Origin of the sequence: Flavobacterium sp. J372, from assembly GCF_024699965.1 — a bacterium.
Taxonomy (GTDB): Bacteria; Bacteroidota; Bacteroidia; order Flavobacteriales; family Flavobacteriaceae; genus Flavobacterium.
Genome location: NZ_JAJOMZ010000004.1, coordinates 1,475,827 through 1,491,117, shown reverse-complemented (window position 1 = coordinate 1,491,117; position 15,291 = coordinate 1,475,827). Strand labels below are relative to the sequence as shown.

Below are 15,291 nucleotides of genomic sequence, written 5' to 3'. Positions count from 1 at the left end.
AAATGTAAGCAAAAGTAACTATATAAATACAATTTAAAAAAACGCATTGTCATATTTGCGCATTAATTTAATCTGACTACTTTTACAAATATTAATACCCCTACAATAATGAAAAAATTTTATTATTATTTACAGCATTGGTTTTCAGCGTATCGGCCTTTTCACAAAAAGGTGCTAAAATTGAATTCAAGCAGGAAACCATTGATTATGGTACTGTTGCCAAACAAGATGATAATGGCGAACGCTCTTTTGAATTTACGAATACCGGTGATGCACCGCTGATTATCAAAGATGTAAAATCAACATGCGGCTGTACAGTTCCGAGCTTTCCTAAAGACCCTATTATGCCGGGTAAATCAGGAAAAATTGATGTGAAATATAATATGAGCCCCGGCCCTATCCGTAAAACTATTACCGTTCAGTCAAATGCTGTAAACTACCCGGATGGTGTTGTACCACTTAAAATAAAAGGCACTGTGATTGACAAAGACAAAGTAAGCCCACTGGAAAAAAAGAAATCAATGGTTAATCAATAACCAATATCAGGCCCTGCATATTGCAGGGCTTTTTTATTGTTCCAATTCACAAATTCAATTTCCTTCGTTATTTAAAATTATTATTTCTGTAAAAAATGTCGCAAATTTGTGACACATTTAAAAATGCAGAATAATGCCAAAAGTTTCTCATAAGGGGCAGCAAATGCCCGAATCTCCAATTAGGAAACTCGTTCCCTTTGCTGAAGGCGCAAAGAAAAAAGGACACAAAGTTTATCACCTTAACATTGGCCAGCCCGATATTAAAACGCCTGAAGTAGCCTTAAATGCTATTAAAGAAAATACGATTAAAATACTGGAGTATAGCCATTCTGCAGGTTTTGAAACTTATCGTACAAAACTTGCGGCTTACTATCAAAAGCATGGCATAAATGTAAATATACCTGATATCATTATTACGACAGGCGGTTCTGAAGCACTTTTATTTGCTTTGGGAAGCACTCTTGATGCAGGCGATGAAATCATTATTCCCGAACCTTTTTATGCGAATTACAACGGTTTTTCTGTTGCATCGGGTGTTACTGTTGTCCCTGTAATTTCTACAATTGATGAAGGTTTTGCGCTGCCTCCTGTAGCCGATTTCGAAAAACTTATTACGCCTAAGACCAAGGCTATTCTTATCTGTAATCCCGGTAACCCTACAGGTTATTTGTACACACAGGATGAAATCAATCAACTCGCAGAATTGGTGAAGAAGCATGACCTGTTCCTGATAGCTGATGAAGTTTACCGCGAGTTTACTTATGATGGGGATAAGCACTACTCTGTAATGAATGTGCCGGGACTGGAAGAACACGCCATAATGATTGACTCAGTATCGAAGCGGTACAGCATGTGTGGCGCCCGTATTGGCTGTATCGTATCTAAAAATAAGGAAGTAATGGCAACAGCCATGAAGTTTGCCCAGGCACGCCTTAGCCCGCCAACCTTTGCGCAGATTGCCAGCGAGGCTGCCCTTGATACCCCACAATCTTATTTTGATGAAGTAATAAGCGAATATAAAGAACGTCGCGATACTCTTATTACAGAATTGTCTAAAATTGAAGGAGTAAAAGTAGCTACCCCAAAAGGTGCATTTTACTGTATAGCAAAACTACCTGTTGACAATGCCGACAAATTTGCACAATGGTTACTGGAAAATTTTGACAGTAACGGAGAAACTGTAATGGTTGCACCTGCCGCCGGCTTTTATTCTACTCCGGGTGTTGGCCTTGATGAAATCAGGATTGCTTATGTACTCAAAAAAGAAGACCTCATACGTTCTGTTCAAATCCTCAAAGAAGCTATAGAGCAATACAATAAATAAGATAAGCCCCGGTTAAGGGGCTTTTTTCTTGCAGTAGCATAACTAATAAATCAACGTAATTCCTGCTGTCCGCTCTATCTGTTTGCAGGCTGCGGCAGGATACCGCTTCTATCAGCGCTATATTCAAACTAAAGGCCTTTTCAAACTTTATTCAAAATAAAACGGGCAGTCAAATGGCTGCCCGTTTTTTTTGAGAATTATCCTTTACCTTTTTAGGGAGAAGTGGGCTTTAAACTCTTTGGTCACTTCCACGCCGTCTGTCATTTCTTTGTATTCTACGGTGAACCAGTAGTCATCTGCCGGTACCGGGCTGCCCATGTAGGTGCCGTCCCATCCCTCGCCTTCAGAGGCTATCTGCTTGATGAGCTTGCCGTAGCGGTCAAAGATGAAAATCTTGGCTGTAGCATTGTTGTTCCGGCTGCCAAGGCCTACGATGTTCCACCTGTCATTGAAGCCGTCTCCGTTCGGGGTGAAGAAGTTCGGGTAGTCGATGATGCTTACATCAACTATGGTAAGCGGCTCACAGGCATCTGCCGTGGTGTCGCGCACTCTCACATCATGGTCTCCCGGTGTCACACCCGTGAAGATGTTGCTTGCCTGCCATGGGCCGTTGTCCAGCCTGTACTCATAGCTGCCATAGCCTTCTACGGTGATGGTTATAGTCTGGTTATCACTAAATGCATTGCTTACCGTATAACCATTGCCTACCGGTACTGCCTGGCTGCTGCGTACTACCTGTACAGGTGTCTGCGGATTTGATACGCACCCTGTGGCGCTGGTGGCTATCACAGAGTAGGCCCCTGCCTCTTCTGCAAGGTATGATGGCCCTGTGGCTCCCGGTATCACGTTGCCGTCTCTGTACCATACAAAGGTATGGGTGGCATCCAGCCCGCTGTCAAGGGGTAGCGGCCTCACAATTGCACCTGAAGGGTATTCCACACATATGGTGCCTCCTGTAAGCTGCGGCTCAGGGAGCCTTTCAACTAGGATGTCAATGCTTACATACCCCCTGCACGGTGCCTGGGTGGCGGTGTTTGTTACCACTGCCCATACTGTTACCAAATCAGGTGAGTTGGTATTCACATACGCGTTCGGGGTTGCTATGGCCACAGCGGCAGGGTTCACCCTCGGGTCTTCTTCATAATAGGTTACCGTAAACTGCGGCTGCGGCTGGGCGCCTATAATGTCGGCATCCATCGTAGTCAGGTTAAGCTGCGTTATACCGTCATTGGTGCCGTCATTGTCACATGTGTCAGGCACATTGGCAGGGTTTGGCGTGTTGGCTACCGCACCAAGGTCTATAAGAAGGTCAAATGTACCAATGGCATAGCATCCTGTGGCTATGTTGTCGGCACGTACCCATACCTGTTTCTGAGGCACGCTGCTTACGTACTGGTTTGGCATGGCCGGTGCGCCTGCCTGTGCTGCTGCAAGGGTTTCAAAGAACCTCACATTGTAGTCAGCTGCATTCTGGCCTATCAGTATCTGCGGCGTATGGCTGTTAAGTATAAAGGTTGCCGTGCCTATATATGGTATCTGGCATTGTGCATATGGCCTGATAGCAGGGGTATTGGCAGGGTTGCCCAGTACCGGAAGCGGGTTCACCACTATCTGGAGTTCCACCACACTGTAGCACGGGGTATCCAGCGGGTTGCCCGTATTGGCTGTCATCCTTACATAGATGGTAGCGCCGGCGCTTTGGTAGTTTCCTGCATTTGGTATTGCATTGGTGCCTGCCTCAGCATCTGCCATACTGGTATGGAAGGTGATGATGGCCGAGCTGTCATTGTTCCTGATGTCGGCTTCTGCATCGTTCAGGTTAAATTCTGCCATGCCTGCCCCTATTGCAGGGTCTTCGCACTCCTCAAGGGCATCAGGGGTGGTATCCGGGTTCGGCTTTGGCAGCACCCTTAGCGTTAGGGTGGTATAGCTGCGGCATCCTTCAGGGCCGGTTACCCTTACAAACAGTGTCTGCGCGGCTCCTGCAGGCTTCACATAGGCCTCAGGGTTAGCTATGGCCACTGCCGTGGTGTTGGTGCGCGGGTCCTGTACAAAGTATTCTACCGTATAGCCCTGGCCTACACCGAAAGGCCCAAGTATTTCATTGTCTTTTGTGGTAAGGTTAAACGTGGCCGAGCCTGTGCTTGGTATCACATTGCTGCATACTGCCAATGGTGTTGGCGTGGTTAGCTGTAGCGGCTTGCCTATCTCCAGTTCAAAGCTTGCTATGGCGAAGCAGTCATCGCCATCGGTAGCCCTTACCCAGATGGTCTCCCCATTAGTGCCTATATAGGTTGTCGGGTTGGTTATCCTGGGTGCACCTGCCTGGGCAAAACTTTCCTGCTTAAAGTATTCTATGGTATAGCCGGTTCCTGTTAACATGGCTTGCACATCGGCATCACGCTGCCTCAGGTTTACTATGGTCTCGCCGTCCTGGTCATTGCTGTCCTGGTCACACAGCACTATGTTATCAAGCTCTTCCAGCACCGGCGGGGCGGTTACTTTAAGCTCAAGCCTCTCAACCTGGGTGTTTACGCAACCTGTCACCGTGTTCTCTATCCTTAGATAGATAAACTGGGCATTTGGTATTATATTGGTATAGCCTGAGGTATTGGCTATATAGTTATTGTTACCTGCCTGGGCATCTTCAAGGGTTTCGTAAAAACGTATCACAAGGCCAACGCCGTTGTTGATCATTGCTGCTTCAAGGGCCTGAAGGTCAAACACCGCATAGCCGTTGGCGCCGCATGCCTGAAGGTCCTGTGCCGGCGGCATGGTTATCTGCGGAAGCGGCTCTACCCTGATGTCCATCAGCACTACCCTGTAGCAGCCGGTTACAGCATTGGCCACCCTTACAAAGATGGTCTGTACCGTGCTGGTGTTGGTATAGGCTTCAGGGGTGGCTATCGCCCCTGTGTTTGCCTGGGCTGCCGCCATGGTAAGGTGGAAGCTTACATTCACGCCTGTGGCACCGCCTGTTATAGCAGCTATCCTGGTGGTAAGGTCAAACACCTCGCGCTCATCGCCCGGGTTATTATCATCACACAAGGTATACGGCACCGGGGTGTTGGCCACCGGAAGCGGGTCTACCACAAGTTCAAGCGCTACTACGTCATAACAGCCTGTTGGATTTGAGGCTACATTATTGGTTACCCTTACATACAGCGTGGTGCTTGGGCTACTGTAGCTGGTTACGTTGGTAATGGCGCCTGTGCCTGCATCTGCTGCTGTCTGGCTGGTGTGGTAGGTCACCACATAGTCGGCAGGGCTTTGCGTGCCCAGTATCTCGGCATTCCTTGTGCTCAGGTTGAATACGGCTACACCGTCTGTATTGTCATCGCACACATGGTACGGCTCAGGCTCTGTAGCCTCAGGTACCGGGTTGGCGATAAGCTGAAGGGCCACAACATCAAAACAGTCAGTCAGCGTGCTTTGCACTCTTATATATACAGTTGGGACTGCTGCGCCATTGGCGTTAATGTTAGTATAACAGTTATATTGTGCAGGCTGTATTACATACCCGTTGAACTCTGCACCTTCTTCGGTCTCGTGTACCGTAAGGGTGACGTTTGGTATAGTAGCTGTAAGCTGGGCTAGTGTCGGGTTCAGGTTAAAGCATGCCACGTTGTCATTGTTCAGGTCGCACTCCTGAAGCGGTGCCGGGTTCGAGGCTACAGGGCCCGGTATTACATCAAGGTTCAGCGTGGTGGTGCTTGCACAGCCTGTTATCTCATCTTCTACCCTTACACCTATGGTCCTCGGGCCTGAGATATAGCCATCGCCTATTACGCCTGCTGTGCCGCCGGCCTGTGCCTGGGCAAGGCTTGTATAGTATATTACATTATAGCCTGCCGCTCCAAGGGTCACTGCCGCATCATTGCGCGATAGCTGGAACTGCCCCTGGCCCGGCGTTTCTTCACAGGCATAGAATGTAGGAAGGGCTGTGTCTATAACCGGAAGCGGGTTTACTTTTATAGTGAACTGGCCTTCTGCAGTACAGTTGTCGGTATTCCTAAGCACTACATAGATGGTTTGCTGGGTCCTGCACTGTGTTGGTATAGGTAGCAGGGTTTGCTATCGGGTTGTTGGCCGCAATGTCTGCCTGCTGCGCATAATAGGTTACTGTTACACCGGTTACCCCGCCGGTTAGGGCTGCTGCCCTTGTGGTAAGGTCAAAAGGCCTGTAGCCTACATTGGCATCGCCGTTATCACACAGGGCATACACCGGTATAGTGCTTACCACCGGTTTTGGCAGCACTGTAAGGGCTACGCTGGTAGTGCTGTAGCAGCCTGCGCCTGTGGCATCGGTTACCCTTATCCACACCGTGCCTGACTGTGATTCATATGTTGAAGGGTTATTGATAAGCGGGGGTGCCGTCATTGGCTGCCTGAAGGCTGGTGTGGTAGGTCACCACAAGCCCCGGCTGCCCGTTTACGGCCTGCGCGCCGGCAACTGTCAGGTCAAAAATGGCGTCGTTGTCATAGTCGTCATTACATTCTGCTATAGGGCTCACTGCGCCAAGTACCGGCGTGGCCACTACTATAAGCTGCAGCTGTACTGTGGTGTAGCAGCCTGTGGCAGGGTCATCTACGCGTGCCCATACCGAACCATTCATTGAGGTGTGGTCCGGGGCAAGGTCCGTACCGCCTGCATCAGCAAGGGCTTGTGTGGTATAATAGCGCACTTGGTAGGTAGTGTTGCCATTGGTTATATCGCTGTTGGCCTCTGTAAGAAGGAAGATGGATTCGCCCGGGGCGGTCTCACACTCGGCAAGCGGAGTTGGCGCCGGGTTCACCGCCGGAAGCGGCTTCACCACAAGGCTGATAGGGGCTACGCTCACACAGCCGTTGGTATCCACTACCCTTACCCATGCCTGGCCTGTTCCGCTTGGGTAGGCGGCAGCATTAGCAACAGGGGTGGTGCCGGCCTGTGCGGCGGCTTGTGTCGGGTAATAGCTTACTGTGGCTCCCGGAAGCGCTGCCAGTATATCGGCCGTGCGTACCGTAAGGTCAAAGTCTTCCTGGCCCACAGCGCCCGTGGCGTCACACTCGGCTATCTCTGCAAGGGCAGGGATTACAGGCTGCGGGTATATCGTTACGTTGAAGCTTTCTTCATCTGTACAGTTCGGCGTTGTGCCGCTCTGGGCATATACGTATATCGTCTGGGTGGTTGTAATAAGGTCGCCTGCATTGAGCTGCGTGCCTGATCCACCTGGCTGGGTGTAATAGTTCCCCGTAGCAAGAACAGGAAGAACATATCCGTCAGCCTGGCATACAAATACATCGGCAACCGGTAATACATCAGGCACCGGGTTCAGAAGGAGGGTAAATGATGTTACGGAAAAACAGTTTGGACTGCCTGTTACACCAACACGTACATAAATTGGTGTATTATTACCAGCACTATAAGACTGGAAATTTGTTATTGCTCCTGTATTGGCATTAGCAGCAGTTAAACTTGTATGATATGTAATCGTGTAAAGCGCCGGATCTTGAGCGCCAAGTATCTCTGCATTGCGGATTGTGAGGTCAAATGATTCTGTATTATCAGCACCTACATCACACAACTCAATGTTTTGTGGTGTATTAAGAACAGGCGCTTGTGTAACAAGAAGATCAAAAGAATAAATTTGCGCACATGAACTTAATTCTTCAGCTTTTACGTAAATAGTCTGGTTTCCAGAACTTGAATAAGACGTAGGATTAGGGGATCCAAGGATCAGCAAATGACCATGCTGCTGCTTCAGTTTCATAATATGTAAATGAATAGTCGCCTGCGCTCAGACTACCTAACATTGCAGCTTCTATACTCCTTAAATTATAAGTATATGGGCCAGAACCATTACCACAAACCACTAAATCCTGAGGGTTATTTAATGGCAATGGAGGTGGCGCGCTTACCACGGCTGTATCGGTTGAATTGGCAACACAACCCGGTTTATTCACCACAACTTTGTATGTTCCCGGCATTGTAACCGTATATGATACAGAGGTAGCTCCCGGTATTAGCTGGTCATCTCTGTACCATTGATAAGTTGCAGGTTTATTCGGTTCTGAAACAATTGTAGATGTATATATAACAAATCCTCCGGGACAAATAACAGCATCCTGTTCTATCATTAACTCACAAATAATATCACAACTTGTTGATCCGGCATTAGGATTAGTGCTATTTGTTTGTGTAAGGGTAATACGGCCTGGCTGATTACTGAAATTTGTAATAAGTACAACATAGTACATACCGGCCTGTGCATTGGTTATAGTAAAATTCTCAACTGGTGCAGGGGAGTAACTACAGGCAACCTGTGTTGAAGGATTAAGATTGGCAGGGCCAAAAATTGGCGGAGGACCCACAAATGGACCCCAAGCTATGAAATCGACATCTATACCAGCACCAGCAAGTGTAGACTGTGATATATTAAATTGCAGAGTCCCCGGATTTTCAACTCTCAAGTAAAACCATGCCGGATTGGGGCGTGTAGCAAGACAGCCATAACTTGAAGCTTCAGCAAACGATGCAGGAGGACTATTTGTAGTATTGGGAAATGTCAAAGCAGCATTACCTGCACAAAACCCTTGTTGCCCGGCAGCAGTATTACCTTGTGCAAAAACGTTAAAACAACCGTAAAAGCTTAATAATAAGCACAAATACAGATTTCTCATCATATACATTTTAGAAACGCGAAAATTACAATAATTTGACTCAAAAAAAATATAAACTTTACATTTTTTAATCTATAACACGTTAATTATGATTTACCCTACCATATGTAGCACTTAAACAGTATTTAACGTTATGTTAACATACATTAATACAGGAAATTCAAAATTCTAACTTCAATAATTAAAAACTTTTTATAGTTATCTTTGCGTTTCAAAAACAGGACTTAAAAAAAATATATGGCCCATAATGATGAGCTCCACGATGAAATTGGAGACAACCACGCAGCATCAAACGTAAATACTCCCCTACGTGAAGATGCTTTTAATATAAGCGATGACGAGAAGATTGAACTAATAAAAAAAGATGTCGAGAATATCCTGCAAACATTAGGGATGGACCTGACAGACGACAGTATAAAAGGCACGCCAAACCGCGTTGCAAAAATGTTTGTAAAAGAAATTTTTGGCGGGCTTAACCCAAATAAAAAACCGGGGTCATCAACGTTCGAGAATAAATACAAGTATGGTGAGATGCTGGTGGAAAAAAACATTACCATATACTCTACCTGTGAACATCATCTATTACCGATAGTTGGACGCGCCCATGTTGCTTATATTTCTAATGGGACCGTTGTAGGACTATCAAAAATGAACCGTATTGTTGATTATTTTGCTAAACGCCCGCAAGTACAGGAAAGGCTTACCATTCAAATTGTACAGGAACTTAAGAAAGTGCTTAATACGGAAGATGTTGCCTGTGTAATTGATGCCAAGCACCTGTGTGTGAACTCACGCGGCATACGTGACATTGAGAGCAGCACGGTAACATCAGAATTCGGCGGAAGGTTTAAAGAAGAAACCATACGCCGCGAGTTTCTTGATTATATAAAGCTTGATACACAGTTTTAAAGAATATATTTTCCAGGCATGCACTTATACCAGAACCAGAATTTAAAGATATATAATTCGCTTACAGGCGAAAAAGAAGCGTTTTCCCCAATTCATGAAGGCAGTGTGGGCATGTATGTGTGCGGCCCTACTGTTTACAGCAATGTACATTTGGGCAACTGCCGCACGTTTATATCTTTTGACCTGGTGTACCGCTATCTAAAGCATCTGGGCTACAAAGTGCGTTATGTGCGCAATATTACCGACGTAGGCCATATTGTGGATGATGTAGATGACGGCGAAGACAAGATTGCAAAAAAAGCAAGGCTTGAAAAGCTGGAGCCCATGGAAATCGTGCAGCAGTATTCGGTTGACTTCCACCAGATTATGGAACTGTTCAACAGCCTCCCGCCGGGTATTGAGCCTACGGCTACAGGCCACATAATTGAGCAGATTGAGACCATCAAGAAAATTATTGAGAACGGATATGCTTATGAGGTTGACGGCTCAGTGTATTTTGATGTGGCTAAATTCAACGAAACACATGACTACGGTAAGCTAAGCGGCCGCAATCTTGATGATATGATGGCTAACTCCCGGGAGCTGGCGGGGCAAAGCGATAAACGCAACCCGGCTGATTTCGCTCTTTGGAAAAAGGCAGAGCCTGAACACATAATGCGGTGGCCATCGCCATGGGGAGACGGTTTCCCGGGGTGGCATCTTGAATGTACAGCCATGAGTACCAAATACCTGGGCAACCATTTCGACATTCACGGGGGTGGTATGGATTTAAAGTTTCCGCACCATGAATGTGAAATTGCACAAAATGAGGCAAGCACAGGCTGTGCCCCTGTTAACTTTTGGATGCATGCCAACATGCTTACGCTGAACGGCAAAAAAATGTCTAAATCAACAGGCAATAACATACTTCCGCGTGAAATATTTACGGGTGATAATGATAAGCTGAGCAAAGCTTTCTCGCCATCAGTTACACGCTTTTTTATGATGCAGGCACATTACCGCAGCATTCTTGACTTTAGCAACGATGCCATAATTGCTGCTGAAAAAGGCTATAACCGCCTTATGGAAGCGTTAAACACCATGACAGAAATTAACGCCTCTTCTTCAACAAGCATTGATCTGGATGGCTGGAAACAAGCATGCTATGATGCTATGAATGATGACTTTAACAGCCCGATTTTAATAGCGCACCTGTTTGATGCGGTGAAATATATCAACCTGCTTAAAGACGGTAAAGAAACCATCACGGCGACAGACCTTGACAGGTTTAAAAAACTGCTGCATGCATTTGTATTTGACGTGCTCGGGCTTGTAAATGAAGCTGCTGAAGATAACAACGGGCACCTTGAAAAGCTGGAAGGCACTGTAAATATGCTGATAGGCATGCGGAATGAAGCACGCGCCAACAAGAACTTCGCAATGAGCGACCAGATACGTGATCAACTCGCCGCATTGGGCATCCATATAAAAGACACAAAAGAAGGTACAACCTTCTCCCTTTCATAATGACTGCAAAACAGGTACTAATATATCCGTTTCTGCTGATCATACGTTTTTATCAGGGCGCCATATCGCCATTGCTGCCTGCTGCGTGCCGCTACACTCCTACCTGCTCTCATTATGCTGCAGAAGCATTGCAAAAGCATGGGCTGATAAAGGGCGGATGGCTTGCGGCAAAGCGGATAGTAAGCTGTAACCCCTGGGGCGGTAAGGGTTATGACCCGGTGCCATAACAATATTAAGTACTGACGACGAAATCAAAACATACACAATGACACAATTTTTGAGCATCACCTGGAACCCTTCTGAAGGTTTAGACTTAGGCTTTTTTATGATACGTTACTACAGCCTCATGTTTGTAGTAGCTTTCGGCCTGGGCTGGTTTATCATGAAACACATCTTTCAGCGTGAAGGGGAATCGCTTGAAAAGCTTGACAAATTGTTCATTTATACGCTTGTTGCAACACTTTTGGGCGCTCGCCTGGGCCATGTATTTTTCTATGATTGGGACTATTTTAAAAATCACCCGGCAGAAATACTGCTTCCGTTCAGGTTTAGCCCTAAGTTTGAGTTTACAGGGTTTGCAGGGCTTGCCAGCCACGGCGCCGCTATAGCCATTATACTTACCATGGTGTATTACAGCCGCAAAATCATCCACAGGCCTTTGCTATGGGTGCTTGACAGGGTTGTTATTCCGGTAACCAGCGGTGGTATTTTTGTGAGGTTCGGTAATTTTATGAACAGCGAAATCCTGGGCCGCGAGACGAGCGCAGACCTGCCAACGGCGGTAAGGTTCATCCGCGGGGAAGATAACCTCGGAAAACGCGAAGTAATGGCACGTACAGGGATAAACAACTATGATGAAGCTTACAAGGCTATCGAAACAAACCCTCAATTTTCTTCAATACTTGATGCCATCCCCTACCGCCACCCGGCACAGCTTTATGAAGCAATGGGATATGTGATTGTGTTCGCCATTATCTTCTACATGTATTGGAAGACAAACGCACGCAAAAGCCATGGCCTCATTTTTGGGGTATTCCTTGTATTGCTCTGGACAGTACGCTTTGTGGTAGAGTTTGTAAAAGAAAGCCAGGGTGGCTTTGAAGGTGAAAACCCGGTACTGCTTACAGGCCAATGGCTTAGCATACCGTTTATCATAGCCGGCTTTATACTGATTTTTACTGCAAATAAGCGGAGGGAGACACTTTAATGCACTAATAACATCTGTCATTGGAACAGGAATGACAAAGTAATCTGTTTTAGTATTACTTATAAACAAAGATTGCCGCGCTCCGTAAACTACGCTCGCAATGACTGTATTGAATATCTTTATTAACTAGCGTCATTGCGAGGAGGAACGACGAAGCAATCTAATTGCACATGAAGCCGGGATTTGTGTATATAATAACAAACTTCAACAACACAACATTTTATGTTGGAGTGACTTCTGATTTGCATACCAGAATAAAGGAACATATAAATAAGCGATATCCTGAATCGTTTTCAGCAAGATATAATCTTAAAATTAGTTTATTTTGAAACTTTTCAATCAATTGAAGATGCAATTGGCAGAGAAAAGCAAATTAAAGCAGGTTCGCGCGAAGATAAATTGAAATTAATTTTAAGTATTAATCCTGAATGGAAAGATTTATACTTTGAAATTGAAAAATATTTTTAGATTGCCGCGCTCCGTTGCTCGCAATGACAGCATATATCAATTGCATTCCGAACGGTATTGTCTCATTTCATAACATTTATGTTTTAAAAAGCAGATTTAGAGCAAATTAAAGCGTAACTTTGTAATTATCAACCAGATTTACCTGGACTACTTTTTTAAGGCAGCCTTCTTAGCACCAAGATTATCTTTTAAAACTACTTCAAGCGAGTCATAAAAGATACTCTTATGAATTATCCTAAAAAAATTTTCCTTGCAGACGATGATTGTGATGATGTTGACTTCTTTACTGCGGCATTAAGTGAAATTGCTCCGGATAGTGAACTTACAGCTGCAAGTGACGGACAGGAACTAATTGAAAAACTTCGGACTACTGAAAAAGCGCCTGATATAATTTTCCTTGATATAAACATGCCAAAGGTAGACGGCATCAATGCACTGAAAGTAATTCGAAATGAAATGCCTGTTGTTAAAGATGTTCCCGTAATAATGTATTCTACAAGCAATAACGAGACATTTATTAAGAGCGCTTACAATGCAGGAGCCAATTGTTTCTTTACGAAGCCAATGAATTTCCACGAATTAAAAGCCTGCATCAGTAATTTTCTTTTAGCCGACTGGAAAAAAACAGTTTTACCCTATGAAGAATTTGCAGTTGTGATATAAAAATAAAGCCCCGATAATCGGGGCTTTCGTATTTTAATAATCTCACTACCTATTCGCTTAACTTGAAATTGTAAATAATCTTACCGATTTGCTTTTCAGCATCACCGGGTTCAAATTTTGTTTTAAGCGCCGCCTGTTTGGCTTGGTTAATGAGGCATGGCGATGCTATAGTACCCCTGTCTGTAGCGACGCTAATTACCCTTCCGCTGTTATCAACTGTAATTTGTACAGCCACTGTTCCTTCTTCATTGCATCCGCCTGGTTTTGGTGTTGCAACGGGTTTGCGCCCTGCAAGCTGGTAGTTTCCAACGCCTGTACCGCGGCCAAGGCCTTTGCCATCCCCGTCTCCATCGCCATTGCGGTCACCATCACGCCTCCCGGCATCTCCGGGTTTATTATCATCTCCCTGCCCCTGGTCAGACTTACCGTCTGTTTTAGGGCCGTTAAGAACACTATTCAAAGCGTCCATAGTATTTTTACTTGGTGTAGGCTTTGGTTGTGGCTTTGGTGTAACATCTTGTTTGGGAGTCTCTTTCTGCGGCTTTTCTTTATTCACTACCGGCGCATCGTCTACATCCTGAGTAGCGACTTCATCAGCCTGTGGCGTAGCTTCCGCTGCAGACTGTGCCTGTTGCGGCGCCATACGTACATCTTCCATAGGTTGTACGTCACCCTGGCCAAATTCAGTTGTGCCAAAATTTATTGCAATACCGTTTTCAGGCGGCGGATCCATATAGGTCATACCGAGGAAAAAGCACAAAAGCAGTATCACCGTATAAATTATAACGGTGATGACAAATGACTTTTTCTCGTGTTCTGTTTCCAGGTATTTCATGCTATTTCGGGTCTACTGCCAAAACAATCTTAAACTTATTACGGTAAGCAATATCCATTACGGCAACGGCATTTTCAATAGGTACGCCCTGCTCTGCCCTAAGTACAATAGCTTTGCCTTCATTACCCGCCAAGAGCTGCTGCAGCCTCGGCTCAAGACTTTCTTTGGCTACCTCTTCTTTATCAATATAATACTTCAGGTCTTTATTGATGCTTACTGCAACATTTTGGTTATTATCAGTCTTTCCCTTAGATTTCGGCAGGTTAAGGTCAAGCGCATTTGTTGTAACCATAGTAGATGTAAGCATGAAGAATATCAATAACAGGAAAACAATATCCGTCATTGATGACATGTTGAACTCGGGCGTTACCCTGTTTCTGCTCCTGAACTTCATAAATTATACAGGGTCATTTAACAGATCAAGGAACTCTGTTGCGGTTACCTCCATCTGGTTGATAATTTTATCTGTCTTCACTACCAGGTAGTTGTAGCTAATATATGCAAAGATACCTATGATAAGTCCTACAACCGTAGTTGTCATTGCAGTATAAATTCCGCTGGCAAGTACATCAAGCTCTATCTGTCCGCCGCCACTGGCTATCTCATGGAAAGCAAGTACCATACCATAAACGGTACCAAGGAAGCCAATCATTGGCCCTGCCCCTGATATCGTAGCCAGAATGCTCACGTTCTTTTCAAGGCTGTATATTTCAAGCTTACCTGCATTTTCAATAGCTGTATTGATGTCGGCCAACGGTTTGCCAATACGCGAGATGCCCTTTTCAACCAGCCTTGATACCGGCGAATTGGTATGCTGGCAAAGCAGCTTGGCGCTGTCAAACCTGCGGTGTACTACGTGGTCTCGTATCTGGTTCATAAAACTTTTATCAATCTTAGAGGCTGCTTTAAGCGCTAATAATCTTTCAATGAAAATGTAGATGGCTACAAAAAAGAGAATGCCAAGTACAATCATTATAAGCTGCCCGCCTAAGCCGCCGCTTGTAAGCAGTTCCCATATAGACAAAGTTTTTTCAACCGGCTGTTCTGCATTTGCTGCCGCATCCTGAGCTACTGCGAGGCTGTCTGCCTGAGTGTATAACATACAATAATTATTAGTTAAAGTTTGAAACGCTAATATATAGCAAAAATTGTTTTTGCACTAATTATATAACGGCCTTCC

15 protein-coding genes are annotated in these 15,291 nt (G+C 45.3%); 8 read left to right on the top strand and 7 right to left on the bottom strand.

Going from position 1 to position 15,291, the window contains the following annotated elements:
• The first annotated feature begins 137 nt into the window (after positions 1-137).
• Entirely contained in the window at positions 138-536 is a 399-nt protein-coding gene (locus tag LRS05_RS07435) for a DUF1573 domain-containing protein (protein ID WP_257867732.1), read from the top strand.
• A 133-nt stretch (positions 537-669) separates the two neighbouring features.
• Positions 670-1,860: a pyridoxal phosphate-dependent aminotransferase gene (locus LRS05_RS07430; RefSeq protein ID WP_257867731.1), complete on the top strand. Its 1,191-nt coding sequence runs from the start codon at positions 670-672 to the stop codon at positions 1,858-1,860.
• 204 nt (positions 1,861-2,064) lie between these two features.
• Here LRS05_RS07430 and LRS05_RS07425 read toward each other — a convergent pair whose 3' ends face one another.
• The 4 genes from LRS05_RS07425 to LRS05_RS07410 are packed head-to-tail and all read right to left on the bottom strand — an operon-like array spanning position 2,065 to position 8,523.
• Complete coding sequence (locus LRS05_RS07425; RefSeq protein WP_257867730.1) at positions 2,065-5,880, bottom strand: T9SS type B sorting domain-containing protein; 3,816 nt, start codon at positions 5,878-5,880, stop codon at positions 2,065-2,067.
• Positions 5,873-6,241: a hypothetical protein gene (locus tag LRS05_RS07420; RefSeq protein WP_257867729.1), complete on the bottom strand. Its 369-nt coding sequence runs from the start codon at positions 6,239-6,241 to the stop codon at positions 5,873-5,875. The genes LRS05_RS07425 and LRS05_RS07420 overlap by 8 nt, the downstream gene beginning before the upstream one ends.
• A complete protein-coding gene (locus LRS05_RS07415; RefSeq protein ID WP_257867728.1) occupies positions 6,216-7,613 on the bottom strand; it encodes a hypothetical protein in 1,398 nt (465 codons plus the stop codon). The genes LRS05_RS07420 and LRS05_RS07415 overlap by 26 nt, the downstream gene beginning before the upstream one ends.
• Positions 7,564-8,523, bottom strand: coding sequence for a hypothetical protein (locus LRS05_RS07410; protein ID WP_257867727.1), 960 nt, complete (start codon positions 8,521-8,523; stop codon positions 7,564-7,566). The genes LRS05_RS07415 and LRS05_RS07410 overlap by 50 nt, the downstream gene beginning before the upstream one ends.
• 237 nt (positions 8,524-8,760) lie before the next feature.
• On the opposite strand from LRS05_RS07410, the gene folE reads away from it, so the two are divergent.
• The 6 genes from folE to LRS05_RS07380 all read left to right on the top strand — a co-directional run bounded on the left by folE (position 8,761) and on the right by LRS05_RS07380 (position 13,276).
• Positions 8,761-9,432, top strand: coding sequence for a GTP cyclohydrolase I FolE (folE, locus tag LRS05_RS07405; protein WP_257867726.1), 672 nt, complete (start codon positions 8,761-8,763; stop codon positions 9,430-9,432).
• 18 nt (positions 9,433-9,450) lie between these two features.
• Complete coding sequence (cysS, locus tag LRS05_RS07400; RefSeq protein WP_257867725.1) at positions 9,451-10,938, top strand: cysteine--tRNA ligase; 1,488 nt, start codon at positions 9,451-9,453, stop codon at positions 10,936-10,938.
• Positions 10,938-11,165: a membrane protein insertion efficiency factor YidD gene (yidD, locus tag LRS05_RS07395; protein ID WP_257867724.1), complete on the top strand. Its 228-nt coding sequence runs from the start codon at positions 10,938-10,940 to the stop codon at positions 11,163-11,165. The genes cysS and yidD overlap by 1 nt, the downstream gene beginning before the upstream one ends.
• A gap of 38 nt (positions 11,166-11,203) precedes the next feature.
• Entirely contained in the window at positions 11,204-12,145 is a 942-nt protein-coding gene (lgt, locus tag LRS05_RS07390; RefSeq protein WP_257867723.1) for a prolipoprotein diacylglyceryl transferase, read from the top strand.
• Positions 12,146-12,315: 170 nt separating this feature from the next.
• Positions 12,316-12,474 (top strand): GIY-YIG nuclease family protein, encoded by a 159-nt coding sequence (locus tag LRS05_RS17250; protein ID WP_308224851.1) that lies wholly within the window; start codon positions 12,316-12,318, stop codon positions 12,472-12,474.
• Positions 12,475-12,838: 364 nt separating this feature from the next.
• The gene (locus tag LRS05_RS07380; protein ID WP_257867722.1) at positions 12,839-13,276 is read left to right on the top strand and encodes a response regulator; all 438 of its coding nucleotides are present in this window, start codon (positions 12,839-12,841) and stop codon (positions 13,274-13,276) included.
• A 49-nt stretch (positions 13,277-13,325) separates the two neighbouring features.
• Here LRS05_RS07380 and LRS05_RS07375 read toward each other — a convergent pair whose 3' ends face one another.
• The 3 genes from LRS05_RS07375 to LRS05_RS07365 are packed head-to-tail and all read right to left on the bottom strand — an operon-like array spanning position 13,326 to position 15,213.
• Positions 13,326-14,111 carry an energy transducer TonB gene (locus LRS05_RS07375; protein ID WP_257867721.1) on the bottom strand — a complete coding sequence of 262 codons (786 nt, stop codon included), beginning with the start codon at positions 14,109-14,111 and terminating at the stop codon, positions 13,326-13,328.
• A gap of 1 nt (position 14,112) precedes the next feature.
• Positions 14,113-14,505: a biopolymer transporter ExbD gene (locus LRS05_RS07370; protein ID WP_257867720.1), complete on the bottom strand. Its 393-nt coding sequence runs from the start codon at positions 14,503-14,505 to the stop codon at positions 14,113-14,115.
• 3 nt (positions 14,506-14,508) lie between these two features.
• Complete coding sequence (locus LRS05_RS07365) at positions 14,509-15,213, bottom strand: MotA/TolQ/ExbB proton channel family protein (protein ID WP_257867719.1); 705 nt, start codon at positions 15,211-15,213, stop codon at positions 14,509-14,511.
• Positions 15,214-15,291: the final 78 nt, after the last annotated feature.

What these genes read in the sequence shown, in the direction of transcription:
- LRS05_RS07415 (WP_257867728.1), bottom strand. Translation starts at nt 7,613, where the DNA reads ATGAAACTGAAGCAGCAGCATGGTCATTTGCTGATCCTTGGATCCCCT.
- lgt (WP_257867723.1), top strand. Translation starts at nt 11,204, where the DNA reads ATGACACAATTTTTGAGCATCACCTGGAACCCTTCTGAAGGTTTAGAC.
- LRS05_RS07375 (WP_257867721.1), bottom strand. Translation starts at nt 14,111, where the DNA reads ATGAAATACCTGGAAACAGAACACGAGAAAAAGTCATTTGTCATCACC.
- LRS05_RS07365 (WP_257867719.1), bottom strand. Translation starts at nt 15,213, where the DNA reads ATGTTATACACTCAGGCAGACAGCCTCGCAGTAGCTCAGGATGCGGCA.
- LRS05_RS07380 (WP_257867722.1), top strand. Translation starts at nt 12,839, where the DNA reads ATGAATTATCCTAAAAAAATTTTCCTTGCAGACGATGATTGTGATGAT.
- LRS05_RS07410 (WP_257867727.1), bottom strand. Translation starts at nt 8,523, where the DNA reads ATGAGAAATCTGTATTTGTGCTTATTATTAAGCTTTTACGGTTGTTTT.
- LRS05_RS17250 (WP_308224851.1), top strand. Translation starts at nt 12,316, where the DNA reads ATGAAGCCGGGATTTGTGTATATAATAACAAACTTCAACAACACAACA.
- cysS (WP_257867725.1), top strand. Translation starts at nt 9,451, where the DNA reads ATGCACTTATACCAGAACCAGAATTTAAAGATATATAATTCGCTTACA.
- yidD (WP_257867724.1), top strand. Translation starts at nt 10,938, where the DNA reads ATGACTGCAAAACAGGTACTAATATATCCGTTTCTGCTGATCATACGT.
- folE (WP_257867726.1), top strand. Translation starts at nt 8,761, where the DNA reads ATGGCCCATAATGATGAGCTCCACGATGAAATTGGAGACAACCACGCA.
- LRS05_RS07420 (WP_257867729.1), bottom strand. Translation starts at nt 6,241, where the DNA reads ATGACGGCACCCCCGCTTATCAATAACCCTTCAACATATGAATCACAG.
- LRS05_RS07430 (WP_257867731.1), top strand. Translation starts at nt 670, where the DNA reads ATGCCAAAAGTTTCTCATAAGGGGCAGCAAATGCCCGAATCTCCAATT.
- LRS05_RS07370 (WP_257867720.1), bottom strand. Translation starts at nt 14,505, where the DNA reads ATGAAGTTCAGGAGCAGAAACAGGGTAACGCCCGAGTTCAACATGTCA.